We start from the raw sequence: 26,572 nt of genomic DNA, 5'->3' as shown, positions 1-26,572 counted from the left end.
CTCATTTTATCATCGTGTGAAACGTGAATCTAAAAAAACGCTTTCATCAACCTACTATAATACAAAGCGTTTAAATGTTTAAACGCTTTTTCATAGAGTAAGCGATTGCTTCCCTCGTGTCAAAACATTCGTACTCTTTTTCGCGCGCTGATCAGAAAGAGCAGGCTTGCGCTCCCTAAAATCAAGCCGGTCAGTGTGAACTGCTGGACGATCGAGAGTGGAAGGACACTTAAGAATGATGACCCCGCTACCGTTCCGAGAGAGAAAAAGGCATAGAACGCCCCGTATGCTTTCCCTCGATTTTGTGGAGAGGTCGATTGGATCAACAACGTATTAATGGCCGGGAATAAAATGGCAAACCCGACACCATATAAGGCAAGTACCCCATACAGGCTAGTTTGTACACCCGATTGTCCAATTAACACCTGGCTTATCCCGATGATAGCCACCCCAAGTGCGGTCAACTTTGTCGGAGAGAATCGATCAAACAATCGGTTCGTCGGCAATAAAAAGAACAGGACTGCTACCACGCCGAACATACTGAGCAATGTCCCGCTCAATCGTGAATCATATCCAAGTTCCTGCACATGGAGCGGCAGTAAAAAGGCGAGCGCCCCTTGAGAAAACATGAGGAAAAAAGCGCCCCAATAGGCACGAAGCACTTTCGGATCCGGTTTTTCCCGTGTCCTCTCTTTTTCTATTATTGTCTCGACCGTTTGACTTCCTCGCATTGTCACAATCGTCACGATGAGAATCACCCAACCGAATAAAGAGACGAATAAAAAGACAGTTGGTGGCGATGTGATGCTTGCGACGATACCGCTGAATGCTGGACCGATAATGGCAGCTAACCCGACGAAACTACCGGTAATGGCGACTTTCTTACCTTGACGGTTCATCGCGGTGACGTTCGCCGACAGCGTAAATGCAGCTGGGACGATGAGTCCGGCCATAAAGCCATGAATACACCGTACAAACAGCAACATAAATGCTGAGTCGACGAACTGATAAGCCAATAAACTGAAGCTCGTCAGAAACAAGCCGAGAACCAAAACCCGATATGGACCATTTCTGTCAGTCCATATACCAGATAACATATTTCCAAACGTGTTCGTCAACGAATAGATTGCAATGGAAAAGCCAGCGATAAACGAGGATGCCCCAACGGATACCGCAAATGTGCTCATGATCGGAAGTTGGGCGAATAAATCAAAAAAGGCAAAGAATACGATTGCATATAACATAAAACGTGATGGAGTTTTCATCGGACAATTCCTCTTTCCCGTGATCTTATTCTTAGTCTAGCTGGAGCTCCAACCGTTTCATAGGGATGAATAGGTTTAGACACAAAAAATCCCTACAGCCAAAGGCTATAGGGAAAATCGCTTAGTTTGTTACTTCGACGGCTGTGTCGAGAGCGACACGAATCATTTCATCAAACGTCGATTGACGCTCTTCTGAAGTCGTCTCTTCACCCGTCAACAAGTGGTCAGAGATCGTGAGGATCGTCAACGCGTTCACTTTATGTTTCGCTGCAAGCGTGTAAAGACCTGCTGCTTCCATCTCGATCGCGAGGCAACCGAAGTCCGCCCATTTCTTGAAGTGATGGAAATCATCTTGATAGAATTGGTCAGCCGTGAAGATTTGTCCGACTTTGACCGGGATACCCGCTTTTTCTGCATTCATATACGCACGATGTAGGAGGTCGAACGTCGCTGTTGGCGCATAGTCCATTCCGTTGAAACGGACACGGTTTTGTCCCATTTCACTTGATGCGCTCATCGCGATAACAACGTCACGTACCTTAACATCTTCTTGAATTCCGCCCGCTGTTCCGACACGGATCAAGTTTTTAGCACCGTACGACATGATGAGTTCATTCACGTAAATCGACATCGATGGGACACCCATCCCTGTACCTTGCACTGAGATGCGTTTTCCTTTGTATGTTCCCGTGAAGCCGTACATGCCACGAACTTCGTTATATAATTCGACGTCTTCTAAAAACGTTTCTGCGATATACTTGGCGCGAAGCGGATCCCCTGGAAGTAATACCGTTTCTGCAATTTGTCCTTCTTGAGCTCCAATGTGTACACTCATGTTTGAATTCCTCCTTTAAGCTTGTCGTTGAACTTGTTCCCGAAATTCGTTCGGAGTAACACCGACTTGTTTTTTAAAGACCTTTCGGAAATATTTGTCGTCCGAAAAGCCGACTGCTTGGGCGACTTCATAGATACGCTGTCTACTCGTTTCTAACAGGCGCTTTGCTTCATTCATCCGAATTGTCAACACGTACTCAGATAGATTCACGCCATATTGTTGTTTAAATCGTCGTGAGATATACTCCCGACTTAAGTAAAACCGTTCACTCATTCCTTGCAAACTCAGCTCTTCCGCAAAGTGCTGTTCAATGTACTTACCAATTTGGGCAATCGGATCTTCACTCGACTCCGTCATCACGCCCGCTAACGCCCGTGACAACGTATCGTTTAGTACATCCGGGTCGATCGGCTTCAACAGATAATCAAAGCTCCCGTACTGGATGGCCCGGCGCATGTACGAATATTCATCGTAACCTGTCAACACAACGAGCTTAGAGGATGAAGCGTGGTCGTGTACCCACTCCATCAGCTCGATTCCATCACAATGTGGCATTTGAATATCCGATAGAATTAAAGCCGGTCGCTCCTGCTCGATGAGCGCCTTTGCCTCAAGTCCGTTCTTCGCCTCGAGTACGGCCTTCACACCGAACCGCTCCCATTCGCCGAGTAATTTCACCGCTTCCCTTACTGGAGATTCATCATCTACAATCAACACTTTCGTCATGATGCCACCCCTTCATCCGTTGCCGGGAAACGCATCATGATTCGAAAACCGCCTGTTTCAGGTGTAGCCAACATAAATTCTGCCTCCCGATTATAGTTTAACATGAGTCGATCACGAATGTTTCGTAATCCTGTACCCTCTGTGTCATAAAATGTCGAGTCCCCTTGTTCAATACGTGACATGACCCGTTCCCATTCTTCCGTCGTCAAGGAACGTCCGCTGTTCTCACAGCGAATCACGAGTGTCGCCCCTTCCATCCAGACCATCACGTCAAATCGATTCGCTAAAGCCGAGCCGTCTCGCTCGAACCCATGTTTGAAAAAGTTCTCTGCGAGCGGCTGTAAAATCATCTTTGGAACAATCAGTTCATGGAGGTCCTCAGGGACTGAGACGCTCACTTGAAACTGATTTGGAAAACGAACGTCTTGCAGGCGAATGTATGAGTTCAAATGCTCGATTTCTCTCTTTAGCGTGACCATCGACTCTTCTGGATGCATCGTATATCGCATCATCGAAGAGAGTTGTGTGATCAATCGATAGACGGTTTTGCCATCTCCCTTTAAAGCCAGTGTGCCGATCGACTGTAACGCATTGAATAAGAAGTGCGGATTAGTTTGCGCCTGTAAGGCACGTAGTTCATTCGTTCGGTTCTCTAAGGCAAGCTTATACTCCCGTTGAATCAGATCGTCGATTCGCTCAATCATCCGCTTGAACTGTCTCCCGAGTACGCCGAACTCATCATTTCCGAGGGAATCGAACGAGACCGTCATATCGCCTTGCTCAATTCGCCAAATGTTCGAGGTCAACGTCTTAATCGGAGTCGTCAGTTTCATCGAGGCGTACGTGGCGCCAATCAATGCCAGAATGAGTGAGATGATTCCGACTAACAAAATAATGAACGATGTTCGTGAAGCCGGTTCCGTCAAGAGCTGATCTGGAATCGACTTCCCGACATAGAATTGCTGATGGTCGAACTCAAATGTTTTCGTGATTTGATGATGATTTCCATCGGTCGAGAGCGATCTCGGTTGAAACGACGAAGGAATCTCGCCATCTCCAAGATGGGCGAACACACGATTGTCCTCACCAACGAACCATAGACTTTCCTCCGGACTATTTTGAAGAGAAGCCAACTGTCCGATGAACAGATCTTCCGGGATATCGAGCGACAGAATCGCGAGCGGTTCGTCCGTTTCAATTTTATCGAGTCTGAAATGGAGGGTGACGACATCTTCTTGTGTCATGATTGGTCCGAAATCATGATACGGAATGAGCGGATGTGACGCTTCAAGCAAGACACGACTTTTCGGATTATTCAACAACTGTCGTTGGACAGCGCTCGGTTCTTTTTTGGAACGCGGTGATACTTTCATTTTATACGCTGCGAATGAATCCATGTCTTCAAGCATCAACAGCTGAATTTGCGCCACGTCTTCCCGGGACAAATACATTGCGAGGAGCGCTCGTCGCACTTCAATCTCCGTTTCTCTTAACGACAGTCCCGGTCCGTATTCCAGTATGTCCAATACGTCACGATCTGCGTATAGGCTAGTCGGCAAGCGACTCAAGTCAGAGATATAGCGTTCCATCTGACGCGTCCCCCGTTCAAGCGACCATTCCGTCATTTCTAGACCGCGTTCACGTTCTCGATCCTCCACATACCAAAATGAAATGATTGTCGCGATAATGACTGGCACGATGATGGTTAATGCAATCATTCCCGTTAACTTTGTCCGAATGCTATTCACCGCTATCCCCCCTACCTCATGAGTATATCACGCACTATGCAAACGTTTGCAAAAATCCTAAAAAAGAATCCTCGTTTCTTTCGAAACAAGGATTACGTGATGATTAATACGATTCCATTAAATCAATGAGTTGTGGACCGTGTCCCATTTCTCGCGCCACATCAATCGGTGTCATCCCCTCTTCGTTCTCAATGGTCACGTCTGCACCGTGATCAAGTAAGAGACGGACCGTCTCAGGATCGACGTCATCATTATAGAACAAGTTATGGAGCGGTGTTTCCCCATATTCGTCTTGGATGTTCACATCCGTCACGTTTGCCAGTTCCGCTTCAATTTCTTCATAACTCGCATTCATGAACGTCAATTCTTGAATCGGTTCTCCTAATTCCATTTCCCAATCCTCTTCGAAATCCTCGCTCATGGCCGATGCGACAAAATCAGATAAATCATCGTTCATGACGAGTAAGGCGATGATGGCTCCGTTTCCGATGACAGTCAATAGAATCATCGAAATGATAGAGGCTTTCACATATCCCGCTGTTTTAAAGACCGGTACGTTTTCTTCGCCCGCATGTGTCGCAATCGCCGCGATGCGTTTCGGTAACGTCGGATGCGTCGACAACAGTTCACTATATTTCGCGATGAATCCGTTCTCTCGGCTCGCTTCATACAGATAGTCAAACTCATTCACTTCTTTCGCGAGCGGTCCCCCGATCGCAAGTACGGTCAACGCCCGTTTCGCTGCACCTGAATCTTGAAGATAATGCGCCGCCATCCGGTCGCACGTATATTCACAAGCACGCGAATAAGCAGATCCTAAAAACGGGATGATGCCACCAAGTAAGACAACCCATTGTTTTTGAACGTGGTTCCGACGAATATGTGCCAATTCATGTGCGATGACAAACTCGACTTCTTTCGTCTGTCCAGTACGTGTCAATTCCACGACATCAGAATATAAGATGACCATATTCTTTTGGAAGAATCGCGTGGCGAAAGCATTTAACACACCACCGGCCTGTAAGATATACACATCTGGCAACAAACGAATCCCCATCTCAGCCCCGACGCGTTGAACCAGCTCATGAAGCTCTGTGAACTGACGAGGCGTCACCTTGACACCGTTCGTCCGAATATACCCGATTTGAATCCAGTGCGTAAACATCGAGAGTGCTACGATCGTCCCGATGATCCACAAGAAAAGACCGAACGATGCAATCGTCAGTACGATTCCTAAAATCAAGACGAGTACGCTTGCTGCGACTAATAATGAGAAGTATAAATTTTCTCGTTTATGTACCAAGTTTGAATGATTCATCTAAATTCCCCTTCTTTTTCCAAAATACATGTTTAATTATACCGTTCCTTCCAGAAGAAACAACGAAAAAAAATAGAAACTGACGGATTCGTCAGTTTCTAGCGGATGGTCACTTGATAGAGTTTGTCGTCTTGCGATTGCGGATTGCCTCGTCCGTCCGTATTGTTCGAAATAAAATACAACGTATCGTCGTTCAACCACACATCCCGAATGCGTCCGACCCCTTCGACAATTGTCGTGACTTGCTTCGTTTCACGATCGATGGCAACGAGCCGCTCGTTCCGTAGTGTCGCCATGTATACGTACCGTTCATCGGTCGCAATACCAGACGGTGCCCAAGACGTCTCACCGACTTCAAACCATGGCGTGACCAGACCCTCTCGTTCCTCATTTGCCTCAATGAGTGGCCATCCATAGTTGTTTCCTTCTTCAATCACGTTGACCTCGTCATGTCCACTCGCCCCATGCTCACTCGCATAAAGCGTATCATCCATCCGACTGAGTCCTTGAGGGTTCCGATGACCTAGCGAGTAAATCCAGTCGGTCGGTCCCCCTTCACCCGATAATGGAATTCGTAAAATCTTCCCTGCCAAAGAGGATTCGTCTTGTGCAAGTTCCGGCACGAGTGCATCGCCCGTTGTCACCCAAAGATACGCTCCATCGACTAATAGACGTCCACCGTTATGGAAACGTGCCCCTGGTATCTCGTCAATCAAGACACCAGTTTCCTCGAAACGTTCTCCATCCCACGTCAACTCTACCACCCGGTTCTTGACGTCTCTTCCCGATGAACCGTACGTATGATATGCGTAAAGGATGCCACTCGATTCAAAATCGTCGCTCAGCGCGATGCCGAGGAATCCTCCTTCACCAATCTCAAATACGTCTTCGTCCAAGTTCACGTCAGATTGCGTCGCGCTACCGGAATCATCGATTACCGTGATGGTCCCACCACGTTCCGATACGAACCATTTATCCGCACTTCGAGCGAGTGACCACGGGATCTCTAGATTTTCAGCGATGACGGTCACTTCCCCGATGTTCAGTTCCGTCTCTTCAGTGGTGTTCGATTCTTCAGATGTTGCCGACTCATCACGAGTCGATTCTTCAGCAGGTGGTGGCTCCGTACCCTCGTTCGTCGGTTCTGGCGTACATCCCATAAGAAACAATAGTGTCACAATCCCGATTTGACGTTTCATGTCGGTTCGCCTCCCTTTCCTTCATCATACCCCTGTTTTACGAGTGCTGTGAAGGTTCCGGTGGGCGGGCCGGCAAACGGGTTGCGATGATAAATGCAATCACGGCTGCAATCATCGCCCCGATGAAGATACTGTTTAGTCCGGTCGCAATAATCTGTTCACCTTGCAGACGGACAGACGCGCTTAACGTCTCCGTCACACTTTGATTGAAGAAGTCTTCCAAAGACACTTGGGATAAGGAGCTGCTTTCTTTAAAATCATTGAGTACGACAAAGTTAAAGACGGCTCCAAAGACTGCTACACCGAGCGTTTGACCGACCGTACTTAAGAAGGAGTTGGTCGCAGTCGCCGTTCCTCGTTGCTGATAGGAAACGACGGTTTGTAAGACGACGATAAACATCGGCTGTGACAATCCGAATCCTACCCCAATCAAAGCCACCGCACCATATACCCAGAAATCCGAGCTTGATTGAGATAAGAGTGTCAACGTGAGGGTTCCGATGACGAGTAACCCCATACCAACCAACGCGCGACGTCTCGGGGATGCCACACCGAGCGTCCGTCCTCCGATAATCGATGTGAATGTCCATGCAACAGACAACGGCATCAACATGAATCCAGCCTCGGTTGCTGTTTTTCCTAATACTGCTTGCGCCCAAATTGGGATGTAAGCTGACATTGAAACGAGCACCCAAGCTGCAAAAAAGACAGAGCCGTTGATGGCCGCAATCGTTGGTTGCTTGAGCAAATCAAACGGCAATAAAGGAGAGGTTGCTCTTCTTTCCGATAGGAAGAATCCCCCTAACAAAACAAGACTAATTACGCCACTCCCGACGATGGTCGTCGTCCATTCATTCGTTTCACTGAACGTGATCAAGGCGTATAAAAACGCGGTCGTTCCTCCAGCGAACAAGAGAGCACCTTTCAAATCAATCCGCTCGCTCGTTTCAGCGACGGTTTCTTTATAAAAGACGATAATCATGATGAACGAGAGTAACGCAAATGGCACGTTTAATAAGAATACGTAACGCCAAGACAACGTTTCGACCAAAAATCCACCGATGACGGGGCCAAGCACACCCGATACACCCCAGACCGCACTTAGAATTCCTTGAATTTTCCCACGCTCTTCGTATTTATATAAATCTCCAATAATCGTCATCGAAATCGGAAGCACGGCTCCGGCCCCGAGACCTTGCAGCGCCCGAAAGACAATGAGTTGTTCCATCGATGTCGCTAACCCACATAACAATGAAGACACGGTGAACAACCCGATTCCAAACAACAGGACGCGCTTTCGCCCGAATAAGTCTGCCACTTTTCCATAAATCGGTGTCGAAACCGCTGTAAAAAGTAAGAAAGCGGCAAATACCCAGCTGACGAGCGTCGCTCCGTTCAACTCACTGGCAATGACCGGTGTCGCAACCGATACGACCGTCCCTTCAATCGCTGCTAAAAAGGTTGCCAGTAATAGGGCAACCGTCACATTTTTTCTCATTCATTCCATCTCCCCAAAAAAATAGTGGCGTCGGAAGGTTCCGAGCACCACTTCAACTGTCTATTATTTTGTGCGAGCCGCGTCCATTTGACAAGTGTCATCTTTCGATTCGAAAAAGAATTCTCTTAGTCGTTCATATGCGGCTTGTTCTTCTTGGACATATACCTTCCCACAAACAGCACCCGCTCGCATCATCCAGACCTCATCTGCCAACATGGCGGCGACGTCAAGTTGATGCGTTGAAAACACGATGGTCGCCCCCCGTTTGGCCTCTTGTCGCAATAGTTCGCTGAGCATTTGCATCCATAGCGGATCGAGTCCGTTCGTCGGTTCATCCAACAACAAGATGTCTGGTTCGCTTACAAGAGCTTGAGACAACAAGAGACGTTGCCGCATCCCTTTTGAGAGTTCGGAGACGCGCTTTCGTTTATGCTCGTACAGACCGACTCGTTTTAAAATCTCCAGAGTCGGATGTGCCCCTTGCAAGGTAGCGTAGTAGATGAATGTCTCCTCAACTGTCCATGCCTCATCAAAATAGAAATCATCCGGCATATAGCCAAAACTCTCATTATATTTCGCGCGTTGTTTAATCGTATAACCATTCAATTGAATGTTGCCGGTACTCGGTTTGATGGTACCATTCATCAGATTCAACAGCGTCGATTTTCCGGCACCATTGCTTCCACACAACGCCACGATTTTCCCCGAGACGATGTCTTCACGAATGGGATGGAGTGACCACGAATCACCGTATTTTTTCCCTACATCTAAACAGTTAATCATGACGATTCCCTCCGTACATCACCGTCGAGGCAAGTGATAACAAGAAACCACTTGCCGTAAGCAAGCTCAACCAGACTCCAGCGTATCCAATCGGTCGATGCATCCAATTCAACAGGTGGAGATAGACATCCCCAAACACATCTGAAGAGGATACAATCGTACTGGCCCATACACGCATCAAGTCAAATCCATTCAGAAACAGCGCCACAATCATGCCGTTCACTTGCATACCGTAAGGAAGCCAGGAAACGATGGTCACGAGAAACGTTGGCCAAAGCAACACGAGGATCGTCCATGTGAGGAAGGCCAGTAACATCGCTCGAATCCGCTTGCGCGCGATTAGTCCAAGCAAAGTTCCGAGCGCTGTCGCGTAGATTGTTAATCCAATGGCGTAGGAAAACAAAATCATCCAAGTCTCACTTGATTGTCCGACAACGAGCGAAGCAACGAGGAAAGCCAACAGCAGAATAAGTCCTTGTGTCACGAGAAATGAACTGAATCGGACTAAAATCAACTTCCATTTAGGATAGGTAAATGTTGAGAGGAGATTCAATCGCTTCGATTCCTGTTCCTGTCCCCAATGAAGCGCTGTCGTCAATAAGATGAAAAGAGGAAGTAACAGACCGAGCACCGTGATGAGCGTTGCACTTACGTTTGTATAGTCCGCAGCAACAGGTAGTGCTTGTCCGAGTCCTCCGAGTAGAACGAGCGTGAGAATCCATATAACTAAGAATACATAGTTCTCACGCTGTCTCAGACTCCGCGCCCATTCCATACGCCACAGTGACATCGATTATTGCCCTTCTTCTTCTTCTGTATCCATGTCCATTTCGCTATCTTGATCCATTGAGCCTTCGCCATCCATCTTCATGTGCATCTCGCCGCGCTCCCACGAATGGTCTTTCAATTGTTCGAAGTCCATCATATCTCCACCATTCTCTTCGATATAGGCTTCAGCATCAGCCTCTTTCGCGAACGAGAGAATATTGTACGCCATTGGTGTTTTCGACTCTTTGTCGTACACGAACATCGCTTCGTCTAATTCGACCCACTCTTTCGTATTGAAATCTTTCACGTACATCGCAGCAATATCTTCTTCTTTTTGTTCAGGATACCAATCACGCATGAGACAACCGATGTCATCAAACGCATATCCTTTTTCATTTTCCATGATGGCTTCCGCTGCGAACTGCTTATCCATGATTTTCATTTTACACACTTCACACTCTGTTTCGCCCCATTTGATTTCAAACGGTTCTGCCGATGCACTCGAACATGCTCCGAGTGCCAATGATAATCCTGCGATGGATAATAATCCTGCTACTTGTTTATACGATTTCATGTCGTTTCCTCCCAAATATCCAAATGATAATAAGTAAAATGATACTCCCTAAATTCCAAATCGAACCGCTCCACTCCCACCTTGCTGTATAGGTTTGCGGTGAAAGGTCCGTCAACGATACATCGTTCGGACTTCTCAGAATGTTTTCTAATAGGAGAAGTCCCGGGGACCCGTATAATAATTCTAGCGCTTCATATGAATCAGTTAATAAGAACAAGTACGGTTCGGTTTGAAATGGGATTTCGCTATACCCGTCACGATCTAGGTCCAACGCCGTCCCACCCCAGACATTTCCTTGTACAACGTTGTCATCCGACTCGACCATCGTCACCGGTTCACGATTTCCTAACAGGTTATTTTGAAGAATCATCATCCCCGTTGCTTGCTTGAATTGAAAGCCGATATCGTTGCCGTTAATCGTATTCCGTTCAAGAATCGTTCCTACTGACTGCTCCGCGAACAAGCCGATATGATTTCCAGATACGTTCGTCATCTCGATGGTCGTATCGATTGCCTCATAGAGCATCAGCCCCGTCGCCGTTCCACCGAACTGGTCGTGTACATTCCCATTTTTTAAGACGACTCGATTCGTTCCCATAATCATCGCACCGGTCAAATTATGATGGAGTTCGGGCACCGAAATCACCACGTCAGTCGGAAACATCAAGTGAATGCCGTAGCGTGAATGCGAAACGACCGGTCGAACGATTGTGTGCCGAGATCCATTCTCTATGTATATCCCGTCTCTCACTCTCTTCACTACAACTCCACGCAGTTCGGTCGCCTCACTATCAAGGAGCACCATCCCATCCGCCTGTCCATTCCCGTCAATGGACATTCGTGTGACTCGAACTCCATAACTATCCTCAATCAATAGTCCAGTACCAGCGGACTCGATCGACACATCAAGCAGTTGATGTCCGAGACCAGATACTTGGATGACTGGTACATCGTCGTTCTCACATTGTTGTACTGATACACGTTCGAGAACAGCACCGGTTCCACGCATGATAAATGCGGGATGGCCACAACTCGTATATGTTTTTCCGTCTCCATCCACATGCTCATTCGACTCAATGACGATGGGTTCAGTCAACGGAATCGAGTGTTCTTCCGCCTCTACCTGTGTTGCCCAACACAAAAATAGGATACAACTCAATATTCGTTTCATGCCCCCTCCTTCTCATAAGCGCTTACAACATCCATTCTACTGAAACCCCCACCGGTATGTGTGTGGTTTATATGGGATTCCTGTGACAATTTCTTCATAATAAAAACACAGACGGTGAAGGGGTCGTTTCACCGTCTGTGCCATGCTTATTTCACTTTGTCTTGCCATACTTTCGTGAAGTCCTGAAGCATCTCTTCACCTGTTTTTTGTCCACCGACATATGCCTGCATAAGGGCACCATATTCATTCACTGCTCCATCCGGATACTTAAACCAGTTCCAAGAGAGGGTCTTCCCTTCATTCGAATACGCCAAGATATCGTCTGCGAGTGGTCCAAGGTCGTTGGCTTCAATCGACTTGAAGGCAGGGATGAACTTGAACTTGTTGACCATGTAGTCTTTCCCTGTATCCGACGTCGCCATCCACTCTAAGAAGTCTTTCGCTTCTTCTTTATACTTCGAATTTTTGTTGACGACCCAGTTGTTCGGGACACCGACCGGAAGTCGGTCCATCTTCTCCGCATCGTCATTGATTGGGATTGGGACGAAGCCCATCTCCATATCTGGATTTACGTCGAGGATCATTTGTTGTGCCCAGTTCCCTTGTTGGAGCATTGCTGTCTCTCCTTGGGCGAACTGTGTGACTTGTGTATTGTAGTCCGTCGTCAACGGGTTTTTGTTTCCGTATTTAATCGTCAAATCAAACAGCTTCAAAAACTCTTGGAACTGTTCATTGTCTTCAAACTTCGCTTTATTCTCATTGAGCGCTTGAATAAATGCATCCGGGTCATCTTGTTGCGCCATCGGAATGTTCAACAAGTGGATTCCTAAAATCCAGAACTCTGCATAACCGACAGAGAACGGTGTGATTCCCGCTTGCTCAAGTTTTTCAGCAGCATCTGTCAGTTCAGAGAGTGTTTTCGGTAACTCTTTGATCCCTGCTTTTTCAAATAGTTCTTTATTATAGATAAATCCGTAACCTTCGAGGTTCATTGGCATTCCGTACAGTTTACCGTCCATCGTCATCGGCTCTTTGGCGACTTCTGTCAAATCTCCGACCCACTTCTCGCTTGAGAGGTCCTCGAGTTTATCTTTCCATGTTTGTGCTTCCGTGAATCCACCGTTGTTGAAGATATCCGGTTCATTTCCTGAGGCGAATTGTGATTTGAGGGCCGCACCGTAGTCTGCTCCACCACCGACGGTTTGAACCGTGACTTTCACACCCGTTTCCTCTTCATACTCTTTTGCCATCGCTTCAAGGTCTTTCGCAATCTCCGCTTTGAATTGGAAGACGTTTAACGTGACGTCTTTTTTGTCGCCGCTATCTGCATTTCCTTCAGAAGAACCTTCGTCCGTGAGTGATCCGCCGCCGCAAGCCGCGAGTGATAAGACCATTCCAGCCGTCATGACCGCTGTAGACAATTTCCACTTCCGTTTCATCTCATTTCCTCCCTTAACCTTATCCATCTTTACAAACTCAACTTTAAATGAAAACGCTTCCACAATGTAGGTGTCAAAATTGACGGATAGGGTGGAAAATGTTGCACAGAAAAACAGGACTCTTTTTTCGAGTCCTGTTCCGTGTTTCTTCTTATTATATTACAACAAGCTGATGCCAGCTTCTTTACACGATTGAATGACTTCTTGCGGCCAAACCGATGTTTGCACTTCTCCGATATGACGCGCGCGCAACAGATACATTGCGACACGCGATTGTCCGATTCCGCCCCCGATTGTAAGAGGAAGCGTTCCTTCGAGCACTCCTTGATGGAATGGGTACGCGCGCTTCTCTTCCGCGTCTGCTTTCTTCAGTTGCGCATCAAGTGCCACTTCGTCGACACGAATGCCCATCGATGACAGTTCAAATGCTGACTCGAGCTCAGGATGCCACACGAGAATGTCTCCGTTAAGCGACCAATCATCATAGTCTGCCGCTCGTCCATCGTGTTTCATACCTGAAGCGAGAAGATCTCCGATTTGTGAGATGAAGACCGCACCGTACTCTTTACAGATAGCCGTTTCACGTTCTTTCGGCGTCATCGTCGGATACGTATCCTCCAACTCCTGACTCGTGATGAAATGAATCATTTCCGGAAGAATCGCTTCAACACCGTACGCTTTCTCTACTTCCGCTTCTGTTTCACGGAGCGCAGCGTAAATCGACTCCACCGTTGCTTTCAAATATTCCATCGTCCGTTCTTCTCGAGCAATCACTCGTTCCCAGTCCCACTGATCGACGAATAAAGAATGTGTCGCGTCGAGTTCTTCGTCGCGTCGAATGGCACGCATCTGAGTGTACAATCCTTCACCGACACCGAATCCGTAACGACCGAGCGCTTCACGTTTCCATTTCGCGAGTGACTGAACGATTTCAAGTTCATGTCCCGGATACATCGTATCAAACTGAATGATACGCTCCACACCGTTCAAGTGATCGTTGACCCCACTCGCCGATTCGACGAATAGCGGTGCTTGTACTTGAATCAGTCCGAGTTCACGTGAGACTTTCTCCTCAAAGAGTGCCTTTACTGCTGCAATCGTCTGCTGTCTTTCTTTCATCGTGCTTGTTGCTGTTGTCATTTTCCGTTTCCTCCAATTGTGGAATATTTGAAAATGAAGCCATGAAAAAAAGCCCTCCATTCCCATCGAACATGGGACGGAAGACTTCGGTTCCGCGGTGCCACCCAAATTAGTAGACGAATCTACTCACTTTTTCGAGACAATCATCTCGTAACTCCGATAACGGGGAGCGGTCCGGCTACGTCTACTGGCAAAGCGTTCGGGTAGCGACTCCAGGAAGTTTTTCGACGAAGGGTTAAGACCGGGCTCACACCACCCCCGGATCGCTTAGCTCACTACCTTCGTGTACTCGTCCTTTCGACGTCGTTCACAATTGAATTGAGTTCATTATTATAAATATTCAGATTAATGTCAACGATTTTTTTCAAAAAAAATAATCCTCCGTGTAGCGAACGGAGGATTCCCTTGGGAGGGTTATTTAATCGAACCGCTTGTGATCCCTTTGATGATATGCTTTTGCATGCCGAAGAAAAAGACCAGAAGGGGAACGATTCCTAACACTAAACCTGCTAATGCCAAATCCCATTGTTTCGTGTACTGTCCAAAGAAATAGAATGTCGCGAGCGGGATGGTCCGTAACTCGACATCACGAAGAACAAGCGATGGTAATAAGAAGTCATTCCAAATCCATAGACTGTTCAAGATGACGATTGTCACCGTGATCGGCTTGAGAAGTGGAAAGACGATGCGCCAGAAGACACCCCATGTCGAGCAACCGTCGATGATGGCGGCTTCTTCAATCTCCTCAGGAATCGACTTCATGAATCCGTGATAGAGGAACACTGAGATACCAGACCCAAACCCTAGATACATGACGATCAGGCCCCAATGACTATTCAACAGACCGAGGATACTCGAAACTTTCACGAGCGGAATCATGATGGACTGGAACGGAATGACCATCGCTGCCACGAACAAGAAAAAGATCATTGTGGAAACCCAATGTTTCGTCCGAACGAGTTTCCATGCCGCCATCGAGGTGAAGATGACAATGACCGCATTCGCTCCGACCGTGATGAGAAGGGAGTTCAAAAAGACACGTCCATAATTCATCGCTTCCCATGCTTCTGTATAGTTTGAGGTCAACCACTCGTTCGGTAAGGCGGACGTATTCGTAAAGATTTCAGCCATCGATTTGAACGAGTTGGCGACAACGTAATAGAACGGGACCAAATAGAGTAGTCCGAGCAAGATGGCGACGAGCTCAATAATTCCAAGGTTCCAAGAATACGTTCCCGGGCGAAGTGGACGCTGCGGGATGCGCTTCGGTTTCTTCTCTACGTTTCTCTCGACATGTTCCAATTTTTCCGTCGTCATGCTTCCACCTCCCGTTTTTTCGTCACGTACACTTGCGTCACCGTAATCGCAGCCACGACCAAGAAGAAGATGACCGCCTTCGCTGACCCGAGACCATAATTATTATTCACAAAAGACTCCGTATAGATATTTAAGGCTAACATCTCGGTCGATTTGAACGGTCCACCATTCGTGAGCGACAAGTTCGTATCAAACACTTTGAATGACCAAGAGATGGTCAGGAACAAACAGATGGTAATCGATGGCATAATCATCGGTAGCGTGATATGGCGGAGCATCTTAAGCCGATTCGCCCCATCAATTCGTGCCGCCTCCATCAAATCAGTCGGCACGTTTTGTAGCGCCGCGATGTAGATGACCATGACATACCCGCCACCTTGCCAGATGGCGACAATCACGATTCCCCAAAATGCCGTTTGCGCATCTCCGAGCCATGGTAATTCGAACAGGCTCCACCCCGTCAACGCACCGATCGAGGCAAATCCTTTTACATAAATGAACTGCCAGATGAACCCAAGAATTAAGCCACCGATCAAGTTCGGCATGAAGAAAATTGTGCGTAGGAAGTTTCGCGTCTTAATGTTCATCGTCAATAATAGCGCCAATGAGAAACCGACGATATTCGTCAATAGGACAGACACAAGCGTATATTTCGTCGTAATCCAAAAAGAAGCGCGGAACTGCTCATCTTCAAAGAACAAGCGATGATAGTTATCCAATCCGACAAAGTTCAGTTCTCCGGTCACGCCGTTCCAATCAGTGAAACTATAGTAAATGCCATTAAAAAATGGGATGAGTACGATTGCGACAAATGCCAGAAAAGCAGGTCCAACAAATGCTATAAAGCTCGCAGGTTTCTTCCAATTCCCTCTGCGTTTCGTCCGTTTAGTAGTCTCAGTCATGTGTATCGCCTCCACTATCACTGTATCGTGTCAAACCCTTAATGAAAACGGATACATTTGACGGAAAGGGTGGAAAATATTGAACGGAATGAATGAATTTGAAGGCGTGATGAGTTATGATAAAATCAATGATAATACGAACGGATTAAATATGATTTGCCTTGATTCATATTTTAATCCGAAATTTCCGAATGATTTTAAGAGAATAGAAAGATATCGTTCGATAAACGGAGGGACTTTTTGAATGACAACAACGAAACCATTATCTGACCTTACGATTGCCCAACAAGCCAAAACCTTGCCGATTAAAGACATCGCAGCAAAAATCGGATTACGTGAAGATGATCTAGATCTTTACGGGAAATATAAAGCTAAACTTTCATACGATGTCCTCGAACGTGTGAAAACGCAGGAAGACGGAAAACTCGTTCTCGTCACAGCGATCAATCCGACACCAGCTGGTGAAGGAAAATCGACGGTGACAGTTGGTCTCGGACAAGCGTTGAACCAGTTGGATAAACAAGCAATCGTCTGTCTGCGCGAACCTTCAATCGGTCCGACGATGGGTCTAAAAGGTGGCGCTGCTGGTGGTGGCTTCAGTCAAGTTCTCCCGATGGAAGACATCAACCTCCACTTCACAGGTGATATGCATGCGATCACATCGGCCCATAATACGATCAGTGCCATGATTGACAATCACTTGCATCAAGGAAACGACCTTGGGATCGATGTCCGACATATCGTCTGGAAGCGTGTCCTTGACTTAAACGACCGCGCACTTCGTCATGTCACGGTCGGTCTCGGTGGTCCTGCTCACGGAGTCCCTCGTGAGGACGGATTTGATATTACCGTCGCTTCGGAAATCATGGCGATTCTCTGTCTGGCCGATTCATTGGACGACCTCGAAGAACGCATCAAGCGAATCGTAGTCGCCTATGACCATCAAAAAGAACCAATCACGGCAGAACAAATCGGGGCGGCCGGGGCGGCGACGTTACTGTTGAAGGAAGCCTTTAAACCGAACCTCGTCCAAACGCTCGAACAAACGCCTGCACTCGTTCACGGCGGACCGTTCGCAAACATCGCGCACGGATGCAATTCATTGATTGCAACGAAGACTGCATTAAAGCTTGGGGAGTATGTGGTGACGGAAGCTGGGTTCGGTGCCGATCTCGGGGCAGAAAAGTTCTGTCATATCAAATCTCGAGTCGGTGATTTGAATCCGGATGCGGTCGTACTCGTCGCAACCGTTCGCGCTTTAAAAATGCACGGTGGCGTTTCAAAAGATCAGCTTCACATCGAGAATGTCGGTGCAGTCGGAGAAGGATTGAAATTACTCGCCAAACATATCGATACGATGAAAAAACTCGGACTACCTACGGTCGTCGCATTGAACCGTTTCAATTCAGATACAGAAGAGGAACTTGCAACCGTTCTTGATTGGTGTGCGGCACACGGTATTCGTGCTTCGCTCAGCGAAGTATGGGCAAACGGCGGACTTGGTGGTCGACAGTTAGCCGAAGCGGTCATTGACGCCGTCGAGTCGAACGAAAGCAAACTTACGCCTCTGTATGAGTTGAACGATTCGATCGAACAAAAGATTAAAACCATTGCGAGAGAAGTATATGGTGCTGCAGACGTCGTGTTTACCGCCAAAGCACAAAAGCAAATGCAAGATGTTCAGGCGAACGGCTGGTCGGACCTTCCCATTTGTATGGCGAAGACACCGTTCTCCCTCTCAGACGACCCTTCAAAATTCGGTTATCAACAAGGATTCACCATCACTGTTCGCGAATTAAAACCTTCAGTGGGAGCAGGATTCCTCGTCGCCTTAACAGGCAACGTGTTGACGATGCCTGGGTTACCGAAACATCCAGCAGCTCTCAATATGGGAATTGACGAATCCGGAAAAGCAATCGGCCTTTTCTAATAGGGGGATGACACATGATCGTATCGGAGTTGACGTATCCTGACGGGTATCAAACAGAAGTGATGCACGTTCAGGCAGAGCAATCGATTGGAAAAATATTCATGTTTCACGGGATGCTCGAACATCATGAAAGATATATTGAGTTTGCACAGTTTATGGCAGATAATGGCTATGATGTGTTTGTGTGTGACTTGCGTGGTGCGGGTACAAGCGCTCATGACCAACGCACATATGGGCATCTCACGCCAGGAACGGGATTCCAACAACTTGTTGAGGATGCACAGTTCCTCATCCGTCAATATGAGGATGATCGTCCGACATATCTAATAGGTCATAGTTTCGGTTCTCTTCTCGTTCGAAAGCTCGGTCAAGTCATGGGGCACGCCTTATCCGGAATCGTCGTCGTCGCCCCGCCTCCTCATCCAGGAGTTGCAGGCGAACTCGGGCATCGCTTAATTGCTACCGCGATGAAACGAACACACGAAACACACCAATCTCGTTTTTTTGAACGACTGTTATTCGGACGTTATAATCTTAAGTTTTTACCTGCTCGAACGGATAGCGACTGGCTTTCAAGTGTTCCAGACGAAGTCGACTCCTATCTCGCCGACCCAAATTGTGGCGGTTTGCCTTCCCTCGGTTTTTTACATGAAGTGACACGCGCTTCATTAGATGTCACCACGTCTGCACGGATTCATGAACATCCGAAGTCTCTTCCAGTTCTGTTCGTTGCCGGAATGGACGATCCTGTCACGCATGACGGAGAAGGGTTGAACGGAATCATTAAGAAATATCGTAATGCGGATGTCGAGCTCGCAGTCGTCACTTACGACAATGCTCGACATGAAATCCTTCGTGAAGCACACCGCGAACAAGTATGGTCAGATATTCTTGCTTGGATGAAGCAAAACAGAATCCATTAATTTACTTAATCCCCTTTTATAAGGGGATTTTTCATTTACCTGATTTTAGAAAAATTATTTTAAGCATTTACCTTTTTTGTAATTCTACTTCTTCTTTCCATTTTTTAAGTACGTTATACTTAGACCGCAATCAATTTAATCATGCTCTCTCATCCGAAAGGGGTAACATATTGAAATCGACACTCTCAAGATTAGGAGTAGCCACGATTGTCTCAGGAACGATACTGAGCACTCTCGCACCACTCCAATCATATGCAGCAACATCCGAAGGAACAGTCAACACACCCATTTTAAATGTACGGTCTGATTCGTCGACATCGTCTTCAATCGTCGGCAAATTAACGGAAGGAACAACGGTAGATGTATACACCGTCAACGATGAATGGGCACAAATCAACTTCGAAGGTCAAAAACGATACGTTTCTTCTACGTATTTGACAATCGGTTCATCTATGACAACAGCCTCTACTACATCCGCTTCATTATATGTAGCTGAAATGAACGTCAATCTTCGTTCTTCCATGTCAACGTCCGCTTCAATCGAAACAGTCATCCCAAAAGGATCACTCGTGACGCATCTATCTACTCACGGGGCGACAGGATCTTGGTATAAAGTACAATTTGGTACATATACAGGATATGTGGCAGCACGATACTTCAGCGAAACAAGTCCTTCGTTTTACGCTTCGACAACTGCCGTCTTGTACGATTCGACCGGTTCAGGTGCGTCTAAAATCGCAACGATTCCAGAAGGTGCGAAAGTCACTTACCTCGATTCATTAGGCGCGACGGGTTCATGGTATAAACTCGAATACGGTTCACTTGTCGGTTATGCACCAGCACGTAACTTTACCGCGACTTCGCTTGCTCCAGAAGCAGTCACGACATATTACGCGGTGAAGAATGTCGCGCTCTACAATAGTTCAGGAACTGGTGCATCAAAAATTGCAACAATTCCACTTGGGGCAGAAGTAAAGCGTGTATACGTGAACGGATTGAGTTCATCTTGGTATAAAGTCCAATACGGGGACACGGTCGGCTATGCGGCCGCGCGTAACTTCTCGACATCAAAACCTGAAGCCGTCGTCAAAACAACCTATTATGCGGTTCGAGACCTCGTGTTATATGAGTCATCCGCTTCCGGAGCAGCTCGTCTACGCACGATTCAAGAAGGAACAAAAGTCGTCCAAGTATCGGATGCCAACTTATCGGACTCTTGGTTCAAAATTGAATATGATGGAGTCACCGGCTTCGCTGCCGCTCGTCATTTTTCAACGAAGGCACCTGAAGAAGTGACGATCACACCATACTTTGCGATTCGAAATGTAGCGATGTATAGTTCGTCTGCAGCCGGAGCGACGAAGATTGCCACAATTCCATTTGGTGCAAAAGTAGAACAGCTTTCACAAAGCGGTCTTTCTAGTTCTTGGTTCAAGATTCGCTATGACGGAAAAACAGGATATGCAGGTTCTAGTCACTTTTCATTAAAAGATCCAGAGGTCGTGGTGAAAACAGATTATTATACAACGCGTGATGTCGTTTTATACAACCGCTCGGATGCTGAAAAAGTGAAGGTTGCGGTCATTCCATTCGGCACGAAAGTTCAACAAGTGTCGGAACCTGGTCTCACGGAACGATTCTTTAAAATCGAATACGGTCCGATTACAGGTTATGCGACGGCGGACTACTTCTCGAAAACAGTACCGTCAGACGAACAATACGAAGAAGAACGTCAAGTTCGTATCTATGTAGATGGGAACGAGCCCCTCAACGTTCGTTCGACGCCTGAAGTGACAACAGCAAATAAAGTCGGAACGTTAAGTACGGGAACGATTGTCAACATCAAACCAATTGTCGGTTCAGACTGGGCACTTCTTACAAGTGGTACGTATAGCGGCAACTATATTCATACCGATTACGTCGTACCTGTCACAACGACCCCACCTGCGACAGGTATCACGAAAAAAGTTTCGTATACTAGTTATCCGATGACAGTTCGTCAGATGGCAGACCGTCAAGTGGCTCAATTCGCCCAAACGGATGCACATCGATACGATGAAGCCTACCTACCTCGTGCTTGGGTAAGTGTCAACGGATCGACAGGAAAGATTGTGAAATCTGAGATGACTGTTGTCTCAGGGTTAGGAACCGCTTTGAAGATGACAGCCTCTTCAAGCTCGTCCTCGCTCGTCACCATTCCATATGGTGCGTCAATTCAATACGTTGACCGTTATACTTCCGGGTCAACCGTTTGGTATAAAGTAAAATACGGCACGATGACCGGTTACGTGACACCAAGTTCAGTCGTCGGAACCGCCAACATTTTGAGCCGTCCAATTTTAACATCTCATGCGTACGGTCAAATTAATACAGGCGAAACCGTTACGATTACAGGTCAATCCGGCACATACTATACGATTTCGTATAAACGACCGGCCGGACACAATATCCGAGTCTTTGATAACACTTGGCGTCGTGCATCAGTTGATGATCTTCTTCCATACGTCGATCCTAGCCAGATTGATGCAAACTCTCGATCATTCTATCAATTCTTAGATTTATCGAAGAGCGCTGGGACAACTGCGACAACATTGAACAAGGTCCTCACATCAAAAGGAACGCTCAGCGGACAAGGTCAGGCATTCGTTGATGCGGCTAGTATGTATGGCGTGAACGAAGTGTATCTTCTCTCGCATGCCATCCTTGAAACTGGACATGGTACATCCCTTCTCGCAAAAGGAGTTCCTGTCGATAAAGATGGGAATGCATTAATTAACTCGAGTGGGAATCGGATTTATCCGGAACGTCCTGTTGCCGCAACCGTCTATAATATGTACGGTATTCAAGCAACAGATAGCAACCCTCTTGGAAACGGCGCCAAATACGCCTTCCAACAAAAGTGGTTCTCTCCTAAAGAAGCGATTATCGGAGGAGCTTACTGGATTGGGGCTAGCTATATCAATCACCCGACATATAAACAAAATACGCTGTATAAGATGCGCTTCAATCCTTCTTCACCAGGAACGCACCAATATGCAACGGATATCGGATGGGCCGCAAAACAAACGACAAGCATCTATAATATCTATCAATCACTTGATGCTTACACACTCAACTTCGATGTACCAAAATATCAGTAAAAAAGGAGACACGCGCCTCGTTGGCGTCGTGTCTCCTTTTATGTCCACTCAATCGAATCGATAATGGACTCGATTTCCATCTTTTCATCGGTCACCTGATCGGCTACGTAAGTTAAGAATAAGAGCCGTTTCCCATCGGTCAAGGACCATACATCTAAATGCATCCCATCTTCAATCCCACTTGCGTAGGCCGTTGTCATATCACTCGTTTCAGTCGTGACACTTGGAGCAATCTTTACATCAATCGGAAATTCGCCTAAGAACGTATTCAATTCGCTCATAGCGGATTGTTTTGGTTCTTGCGAATCTTCTGATTCATAGATTGAGATTTGAAGCGTCCCTTGCGCATCCGCTTCCGTCGAGTAAAAACTCACATAGTCTTCCTCTTCGCTGTATTCATAATGTTCCGGATACGTCAGGCGGAACCACCCATCAATTTCGTACTCTTTCATGCTGTTTTCTCCTTTACTTGCTTGAATGCCAGCCCTGTGACCATTTTAGCTTGAAGCGCGTACTTCAAGCGTTCGGTCACGTAAAGACGTTGGCTATTTACGTCTTGGGCGATCATATGTCCAAATAAGTTCATGCGGACAGTTTGATTGGATAGGAAATAGAGTCGATCCGCACTCAGCGGACGATATTCGTTTGAATGTTCAAGGTATTCGATTTCAAAGCGGCGGAGGACGTTCAGCGCACAGTAACGATCGGTTTTCCCGGTACTCGTATGAAGCTCGACACGAACGAGCTGAACGTCATACGGACAGACATTCATAAAGATAGGTCCCACCCGCTCATGGATCAAGAGGATACCCATATCGGTCTCAATTAAATCTGGCAGGGCTCCTTCATCTTGCGAGATGCTTAACACGACATACGGTCGGTTTGTCGGTGCAAGCAATTCCCCTTTATAAAATCGAAATCGTTGAATTCCTGTTAGAACCCGGGCACGCCAAGCACTCCCTCGAGCCTCGGCTTCCATCCGATACAACCTCTCTCCACTCACGCTTACTCCCCCTTCACTTGTTTGAGCGCATCGACGAACGTTTCCCATTCTAGGTTGTCACAAACAACCTTATTTTCCAATCCCCATTCTTCATCGATTGTCAAACGTACTTCGTTCGATTGTGCGTGACGGGTGACTCGAAGATCTCCTATTTGAATCATATCCGGATGAATCTCAAACGTCATACTTGGTAATCCGACCCACTTGATTCGATTCGTTCGTAACACAACCTGCCATTCTTGTTCATGATGGATCGAAAACGTCCAACTTCGGAGAGACACCGTCGTGTTCGTTTGTTTCGATTGTTTCAACATTCGAAACCCTTCACCCATCAGTCGTAAATATGATTTTCGCTCACTCATATTTCATTTCTCCCCTTTTTTCTATTATCTGCGTTGTGAATAGGATTCTGCAACCTAAAAAGTTTTTTTAAAAAAGGGTTTGCAAATTCCATCGTATATGCTATTATATCAAAGTAACGTTAAGAGTTAATACGTTTCGCGGGTGTAGTTTAATGGTAAAACCTCAGCCTTCCAAGCTGATGACGAGGGTTCGATTCCCTTCACCCGCTCCATATTTTTTCTTTGATGCGGGTGTAGTTTAATGGTAAAACCTCAGCCTTCCAAGCTGATGACGAGAGTTCGATTCTCTTCACCCGCTCCAATATCGACATATACGCGAGAGTATCTCGCACACATACACTGCACGGTTGAGACCTTGCAAAAAGCAGAAAGTCACACGACTTTCTGCTTTTTTGTTGTTCCGTCTATTGTTTTGGGGAAAAGAGTGATTGAATCCATACAGACAAGGAGGAACTCCATTGATTCAAGCGAAGCTGCAATCCTTTACCGTATACGAAAGCGCGTTGATGCGAACGACATCGACCCTCATCGATACACCAGATGCCCTTTTGTTGATTGACCCGACCTGGCTCCCCGAAGAAATTGCGACAATCCGTCGTGACATCGAATTACACCGTCGGAATCGGCCGCTTTATGTCATCTTCACACATCATCATTTTGACCACATCATCGGAGCTTACGGCTTTGCAGATGCCACAACGATTGCCTCACAGGCTTTCGTCGATGCAGACTCATCTGACCAATTAAATGAGATTCGCGAGTTTTATGAACAATATTATATTGATCACCCGATTCAAAAACCGGACATCGACTTGGTCATCCAACCCGATCAAACGCTTTTAATCGGTTCAGTGCCCGTGACCTTCCTCTCTACACCGGGCCATGACGCGACACATATGTCGGTTCTCATCGAATCCATGAATCTTCTCGTTTGTGGAGATTATGGGTCTAATGTCGAGCCACCTTTTATCGAACACGACCCAACCGCCTATCTCGACACGTTACAAACCTTGCAATCACTCATCTACGAACATGAGATTCGCTGGTTCGTACCAGGGCACGGCGATTTGTGCGACAGCCGGAGTCACATGATTGAGAGATTGAGTGCGGCGGAAGAATATATCTTGGCACTCCCCGAAGAACGTCATTGGTCCTCCGCATGGCCAGAGCACGCTTTTTTTGACCGTGTTCATGAGCGGAATCGAAAGATGGTGGAACAAAAAGAGACCGATCGTCGGTCTCGTCAACAAGACGTATAAAAAAATCGCAACGTCTCCCCAAGACGTTGCGATTTCCCCCTATGTAGACCTATTTCTTTGTGACGCGTTCTGAGCGGACCGTGAACATACGGTCAACCCCATAGATCGTTACTCCCGTCAGAGCGAGTAACCCAATCATTGCAGAAGAAAACATGACCATCCCCCCATTGTTCACAGTTTCGTCATAATCACCCCGTGGTTTCATTATAAAAGACCATTTCAAAAAAAGAAAGCGTTTTCTTCAAACTTTCTTCACATTTCCCGCATTTAACCTCTATCGTTTTTTGATACAACGTCCCTATAGTGATTAGACAGACACGTGTAAAGATGTGTAGCTTTTGTGGAATTTGGGAATACATGATGTAAGGATAAAAAGAGACAGAAGCTGCTCGTCGAGGAGGAAGAGGTATGATTAAGTACGGTACATTGGTACGAATCGAGGGAAAATATGCCGTATTGAGATGGAACAACGGCTCAAGTTTCATCCCTAGACGATTCCTACCATCCGAAGCACGTGTTGGTGATACAATCATTCGAGACAACCATCATTACTATCTTGAAGAAGATATGACCCCTAACTTTGACGCATTGATCAAGCAACACTATAAAAGCTGAACGGTCTGCCCTCTCTAACCGGGCAGTTCGTTCAGCTTTTTTTCGAATGAATCATTCTGAGATGTCGTCGATTTGTTGCTGAAGCCATGCCTCGTCTACCGGACCCGTTTTTTTCGCCACGATGATCCCTTTTGCATCTAGAACGTACGTCGTCGGTAATGCGACAACGCGATATTGTTGCTCGACAGCGGCCTCTTCATCTAGCAAAATCGGAAAATCAACGGGATACTCATCTAGGAATGCCTCCACGTCCTCTTTTCCTCGTCGCTCATTTTTGGTGACGTTCACGCCAAGTACTGGGATGCCTGTCGCTTCTTCAAACGATACGAGTTCAGGAAACTCATCCCGGCATGGCGGACACCAAGAGGCCCAGAAGTTAATGACGACCGGCTGTCCTTGGAACTCAGAAAGGGTCAAATTCTCCTCATCTAACGTATTCAAAGTGAAGTCCGGGGCTTGTTGCCCCACTTCAAGTCCTCCTAATACCGATTCATTTTGGACAATCGGAACCGCTTCTTCTTTCTTTTGTGTCATCATATATTCCTCGTAGCCTTTATATGCGAGGCCAGCAATCAATAGAAGGATCAGCGTTCCAATACCAATTCTTTGTAAGCGCATCATTTACCCCTTGTTTGTTTTACTTAAGATTTCTACACT

24 protein-coding genes, 2 tRNA genes and 1 other annotated feature are annotated in these 26,572 nt (G+C 46.7%); of the genes, 7 read left to right on the top strand and 19 right to left on the bottom strand.

What is annotated here, in order from left to right; all coding sequences use genetic code 11:
• Nucleotides 1-119 precede the first annotated feature (119 nt).
• The 15 genes from IRJ25_RS12810 to IRJ25_RS12740 form a co-directional block, all read right to left on the bottom strand.
• Nucleotides 120-1,265, bottom strand: coding sequence for an MFS transporter (locus IRJ25_RS12810; protein ID WP_269318419.1), 1,146 nt, complete (start codon nucleotides 1,263-1,265; stop codon nucleotides 120-122).
• A 121-nt stretch (nucleotides 1,266-1,386) separates the two neighbouring features.
• Nucleotides 1,387-2,100, bottom strand: a complete 714-nt coding sequence (deoD, locus tag IRJ25_RS12805) for a purine-nucleoside phosphorylase (RefSeq protein ID WP_015880817.1) — start codon at nucleotides 2,098-2,100, stop codon at nucleotides 1,387-1,389.
• A 15-nt stretch (nucleotides 2,101-2,115) separates the two neighbouring features.
• A complete protein-coding gene (locus IRJ25_RS12800; RefSeq protein ID WP_214784775.1) occupies nucleotides 2,116-2,826 on the bottom strand; it encodes a response regulator transcription factor in 711 nt (236 codons plus the stop codon).
• Nucleotides 2,823-4,574 carry a sensor histidine kinase gene (locus IRJ25_RS12795; RefSeq protein ID WP_084543115.1) on the bottom strand — a complete coding sequence of 584 codons (1,752 nt, stop codon included), beginning with the start codon at nucleotides 4,572-4,574 and terminating at the stop codon, nucleotides 2,823-2,825. Before IRJ25_RS12795 ends, IRJ25_RS12800 begins: the two co-directional genes overlap by 4 nt.
• A gap of 103 nt (nucleotides 4,575-4,677) precedes the next feature.
• Nucleotides 4,678-5,892 carry a M48 family metallopeptidase gene (locus IRJ25_RS12790; protein ID WP_269318416.1) on the bottom strand — a complete coding sequence of 405 codons (1,215 nt, stop codon included), beginning with the start codon at nucleotides 5,890-5,892 and terminating at the stop codon, nucleotides 4,678-4,680.
• Nucleotides 5,893-5,990: 98 nt separating this feature from the next.
• Complete coding sequence (locus IRJ25_RS12785; RefSeq protein WP_269318415.1) at nucleotides 5,991-7,091, bottom strand: PQQ-dependent sugar dehydrogenase; 1,101 nt, start codon at nucleotides 7,089-7,091, stop codon at nucleotides 5,991-5,993.
• Nucleotides 7,092-7,128: 37 nt separating this feature from the next.
• Nucleotides 7,129-8,589, bottom strand: a complete 1,461-nt coding sequence (locus tag IRJ25_RS12780; RefSeq protein WP_269318413.1) for an MDR family MFS transporter — start codon at nucleotides 8,587-8,589, stop codon at nucleotides 7,129-7,131.
• 63 nt (nucleotides 8,590-8,652) lie between these two features.
• The gene (locus tag IRJ25_RS12775; protein ID WP_214691477.1) at nucleotides 8,653-9,372 is read right to left on the bottom strand and encodes an ABC transporter ATP-binding protein; all 720 of its coding nucleotides are present in this window, start codon (nucleotides 9,370-9,372) and stop codon (nucleotides 8,653-8,655) included.
• Nucleotides 9,365-10,162 carry an ABC transporter permease gene (locus tag IRJ25_RS12770; protein WP_264093219.1) on the bottom strand — a complete coding sequence of 266 codons (798 nt, stop codon included), beginning with the start codon at nucleotides 10,160-10,162 and terminating at the stop codon, nucleotides 9,365-9,367. The genes IRJ25_RS12775 and IRJ25_RS12770 overlap by 8 nt, the downstream gene beginning before the upstream one ends.
• A gap of 3 nt (nucleotides 10,163-10,165) precedes the next feature.
• Nucleotides 10,166-10,714, bottom strand: a complete 549-nt coding sequence (locus IRJ25_RS12765; protein WP_269318412.1) for a nitrous oxide reductase accessory protein NosL — start codon at nucleotides 10,712-10,714, stop codon at nucleotides 10,166-10,168.
• Entirely contained in the window at nucleotides 10,701-11,885 is a 1,185-nt protein-coding gene (locus IRJ25_RS12760; protein WP_269318410.1) for a right-handed parallel beta-helix repeat-containing protein, read from the bottom strand. Before IRJ25_RS12760 ends, IRJ25_RS12765 begins: the two co-directional genes overlap by 14 nt.
• A gap of 146 nt (nucleotides 11,886-12,031) precedes the next feature.
• Nucleotides 12,032-13,324, bottom strand: a complete 1,293-nt coding sequence (locus IRJ25_RS12755) for an ABC transporter substrate-binding protein (protein ID WP_269318409.1) — start codon at nucleotides 13,322-13,324, stop codon at nucleotides 12,032-12,034.
• 159 nt (nucleotides 13,325-13,483) lie between these two features.
• A complete protein-coding gene (gene asnA, locus IRJ25_RS12750; RefSeq protein ID WP_074037761.1) occupies nucleotides 13,484-14,464 on the bottom strand; it encodes an aspartate--ammonia ligase in 981 nt (326 codons plus the stop codon).
• Nucleotides 14,465-14,533: 69 nt separating this feature from the next.
• Nucleotides 14,534-14,774 (bottom strand) — a binding site (T-box leader).
• 104 nt (nucleotides 14,775-14,878) lie between these two features.
• Nucleotides 14,879-15,781, bottom strand: a complete 903-nt coding sequence (locus IRJ25_RS12745; protein ID WP_269318408.1) for a carbohydrate ABC transporter permease — start codon at nucleotides 15,779-15,781, stop codon at nucleotides 14,879-14,881.
• On the bottom strand, nucleotides 15,778-16,683 hold the full coding sequence (locus IRJ25_RS12740) for a carbohydrate ABC transporter permease (RefSeq protein ID WP_196431582.1): 906 nt from the start codon (nucleotides 16,681-16,683) through the stop codon (nucleotides 15,778-15,780). Before IRJ25_RS12740 ends, IRJ25_RS12745 begins: the two co-directional genes overlap by 4 nt.
• A 244-nt stretch (nucleotides 16,684-16,927) precedes the next feature.
• Here IRJ25_RS12740 and IRJ25_RS12735 point away from each other — a divergent pair, with 244 nt between their 5' ends.
• From IRJ25_RS12735 to IRJ25_RS12725, 3 genes are all read left to right on the top strand, one after another.
• Nucleotides 16,928-18,613 carry a formate--tetrahydrofolate ligase gene (locus IRJ25_RS12735; RefSeq protein ID WP_269318407.1) on the top strand — a complete coding sequence of 562 codons (1,686 nt, stop codon included), beginning with the start codon at nucleotides 16,928-16,930 and terminating at the stop codon, nucleotides 18,611-18,613.
• 14 nt (nucleotides 18,614-18,627) lie between these two features.
• Complete coding sequence (locus tag IRJ25_RS12730) at nucleotides 18,628-19,536, top strand: alpha/beta fold hydrolase (RefSeq protein ID WP_214691472.1); 909 nt, start codon at nucleotides 18,628-18,630, stop codon at nucleotides 19,534-19,536.
• Between the two features lie 170 nt (nucleotides 19,537-19,706).
• On the top strand, nucleotides 19,707-22,676 hold the full coding sequence (locus IRJ25_RS12725; protein ID WP_214691471.1) for an SH3 domain-containing protein: 2,970 nt from the start codon (nucleotides 19,707-19,709) through the stop codon (nucleotides 22,674-22,676).
• 38 nt (nucleotides 22,677-22,714) lie between these two features.
• Here IRJ25_RS12725 and IRJ25_RS12720 read toward each other — a convergent pair whose 3' ends face one another.
• From IRJ25_RS12720 to IRJ25_RS12710, 3 genes are read right to left on the bottom strand one after another with little or no spacing between them, the layout of a single operon-like run.
• Nucleotides 22,715-23,128: a DUF3805 domain-containing protein gene (locus tag IRJ25_RS12720; RefSeq protein ID WP_074037765.1), complete on the bottom strand. Its 414-nt coding sequence runs from the start codon at nucleotides 23,126-23,128 to the stop codon at nucleotides 22,715-22,717.
• Nucleotides 23,125-23,679 carry a hypothetical protein gene (locus tag IRJ25_RS12715; RefSeq protein ID WP_148209495.1) on the bottom strand — a complete coding sequence of 185 codons (555 nt, stop codon included), beginning with the start codon at nucleotides 23,677-23,679 and terminating at the stop codon, nucleotides 23,125-23,127. Before IRJ25_RS12715 ends, IRJ25_RS12720 begins: the two co-directional genes overlap by 4 nt.
• 2 nt (nucleotides 23,680-23,681) lie before the next feature.
• Complete coding sequence (locus IRJ25_RS12710; RefSeq protein ID WP_031421018.1) at nucleotides 23,682-24,041, bottom strand: hypothetical protein; 360 nt, start codon at nucleotides 24,039-24,041, stop codon at nucleotides 23,682-23,684.
• A gap of 138 nt (nucleotides 24,042-24,179) precedes the next feature.
• On the opposite strand from IRJ25_RS12710, the gene IRJ25_RS12705 reads away from it, so the two are divergent.
• From IRJ25_RS12705 to IRJ25_RS12690, 4 genes are all read left to right on the top strand, one after another.
• Nucleotides 24,180-24,253, top strand: a tRNA-Gly gene (locus tag IRJ25_RS12705).
• 15 nt (nucleotides 24,254-24,268) lie between these two features.
• A tRNA-Gly gene (locus IRJ25_RS12700) sits at nucleotides 24,269-24,342 on the top strand.
• Between the two features lie 157 nt (nucleotides 24,343-24,499).
• Nucleotides 24,500-25,300 carry an MBL fold metallo-hydrolase gene (locus tag IRJ25_RS12695; RefSeq protein ID WP_196431586.1) on the top strand — a complete coding sequence of 267 codons (801 nt, stop codon included), beginning with the start codon at nucleotides 24,500-24,502 and terminating at the stop codon, nucleotides 25,298-25,300.
• Nucleotides 25,301-25,708: 408 nt separating this feature from the next.
• Entirely contained in the window at nucleotides 25,709-25,915 is a 207-nt protein-coding gene (locus tag IRJ25_RS12690) for a DUF3006 domain-containing protein (RefSeq protein ID WP_015880796.1), read from the top strand.
• 51 nt (nucleotides 25,916-25,966) lie between these two features.
• On the opposite strand, the gene IRJ25_RS12685 is transcribed toward IRJ25_RS12690, so the two are convergent.
• Nucleotides 25,967-26,533, bottom strand: a complete 567-nt coding sequence (locus IRJ25_RS12685) for a TlpA family protein disulfide reductase (RefSeq protein WP_230872856.1) — start codon at nucleotides 26,531-26,533, stop codon at nucleotides 25,967-25,969.
• Nucleotides 26,534-26,572 lie beyond the last annotated feature (39 nt).

This window comes from Exiguobacterium sp. KJ 601 (assembly GCF_027161185.1).
GTDB lineage: Bacteria > Bacillota > Bacilli > Exiguobacteriales > Exiguobacteriaceae > Exiguobacterium > Exiguobacterium profundum.
Note: the sequence above shows the minus strand (reverse complement) of the source record. Positions and strands in the feature narration are given on the sequence as shown.

Excerpts from the sequence above, each read along its gene's own strand:
- IRJ25_RS12800 (WP_214784775.1), bottom strand. The coding sequence starts at position 2,826 with ATGACGAAAGTGTTGATTGTAGATGATGAATCTCCAGTAAGGGAAGCG.
- IRJ25_RS12735 (WP_269318407.1), top strand. The coding sequence starts at position 16,928 with ATGACAACAACGAAACCATTATCTGACCTTACGATTGCCCAACAAGCC.
- IRJ25_RS12785 (WP_269318415.1), bottom strand. The coding sequence starts at position 7,091 with ATGAAACGTCAAATCGGGATTGTGACACTATTGTTTCTTATGGGATGT.
- IRJ25_RS12740 (WP_196431582.1), bottom strand. The coding sequence starts at position 16,683 with ATGACTGAGACTACTAAACGGACGAAACGCAGAGGGAATTGGAAGAAA.
- IRJ25_RS12790 (WP_269318416.1), bottom strand. The coding sequence starts at position 5,892 with ATGAATCATTCAAACTTGGTACATAAACGAGAAAATTTATACTTCTCA.
- IRJ25_RS12720 (WP_074037765.1), bottom strand. The coding sequence starts at position 23,128 with ATGAAAGAGTACGAAATTGATGGGTGGTTCCGCCTGACGTATCCGGAA.
- IRJ25_RS12755 (WP_269318409.1), bottom strand. The coding sequence starts at position 13,324 with ATGAAACGGAAGTGGAAATTGTCTACAGCGGTCATGACGGCTGGAATG.
- IRJ25_RS12710 (WP_031421018.1), bottom strand. The coding sequence starts at position 24,041 with ATGAGTGAGCGAAAATCATATTTACGACTGATGGGTGAAGGGTTTCGA.
- deoD (WP_015880817.1), bottom strand. The coding sequence starts at position 2,100 with ATGAGTGTACACATTGGAGCTCAAGAAGGACAAATTGCAGAAACGGTA.
- IRJ25_RS12760 (WP_269318410.1), bottom strand. The coding sequence starts at position 11,885 with ATGAAACGAATATTGAGTTGTATCCTATTTTTGTGTTGGGCAACACAG.
- IRJ25_RS12690 (WP_015880796.1), top strand. The coding sequence starts at position 25,709 with ATGATTAAGTACGGTACATTGGTACGAATCGAGGGAAAATATGCCGTA.
- IRJ25_RS12745 (WP_269318408.1), bottom strand. The coding sequence starts at position 15,781 with ATGACGACGGAAAAATTGGAACATGTCGAGAGAAACGTAGAGAAGAAA.
- IRJ25_RS12770 (WP_264093219.1), bottom strand. The coding sequence starts at position 10,162 with ATGTCACTGTGGCGTATGGAATGGGCGCGGAGTCTGAGACAGCGTGAG.
- IRJ25_RS12730 (WP_214691472.1), top strand. The coding sequence starts at position 18,628 with ATGATCGTATCGGAGTTGACGTATCCTGACGGGTATCAAACAGAAGTG.
- IRJ25_RS12685 (WP_230872856.1), bottom strand. The coding sequence starts at position 26,533 with ATGCGCTTACAAAGAATTGGTATTGGAACGCTGATCCTTCTATTGATT.
- asnA (WP_074037761.1), bottom strand. The coding sequence starts at position 14,464 with ATGACAACAGCAACAAGCACGATGAAAGAAAGACAGCAGACGATTGCA.
- IRJ25_RS12775 (WP_214691477.1), bottom strand. The coding sequence starts at position 9,372 with ATGATTAACTGTTTAGATGTAGGGAAAAAATACGGTGATTCGTGGTCA.
- IRJ25_RS12765 (WP_269318412.1), bottom strand. The coding sequence starts at position 10,714 with ATGAAATCGTATAAACAAGTAGCAGGATTATTATCCATCGCAGGATTA.
- IRJ25_RS12780 (WP_269318413.1), bottom strand. The coding sequence starts at position 8,589 with ATGAGAAAAAATGTGACGGTTGCCCTATTACTGGCAACCTTTTTAGCA.
- IRJ25_RS12810 (WP_269318419.1), bottom strand. The coding sequence starts at position 1,265 with ATGAAAACTCCATCACGTTTTATGTTATATGCAATCGTATTCTTTGCC.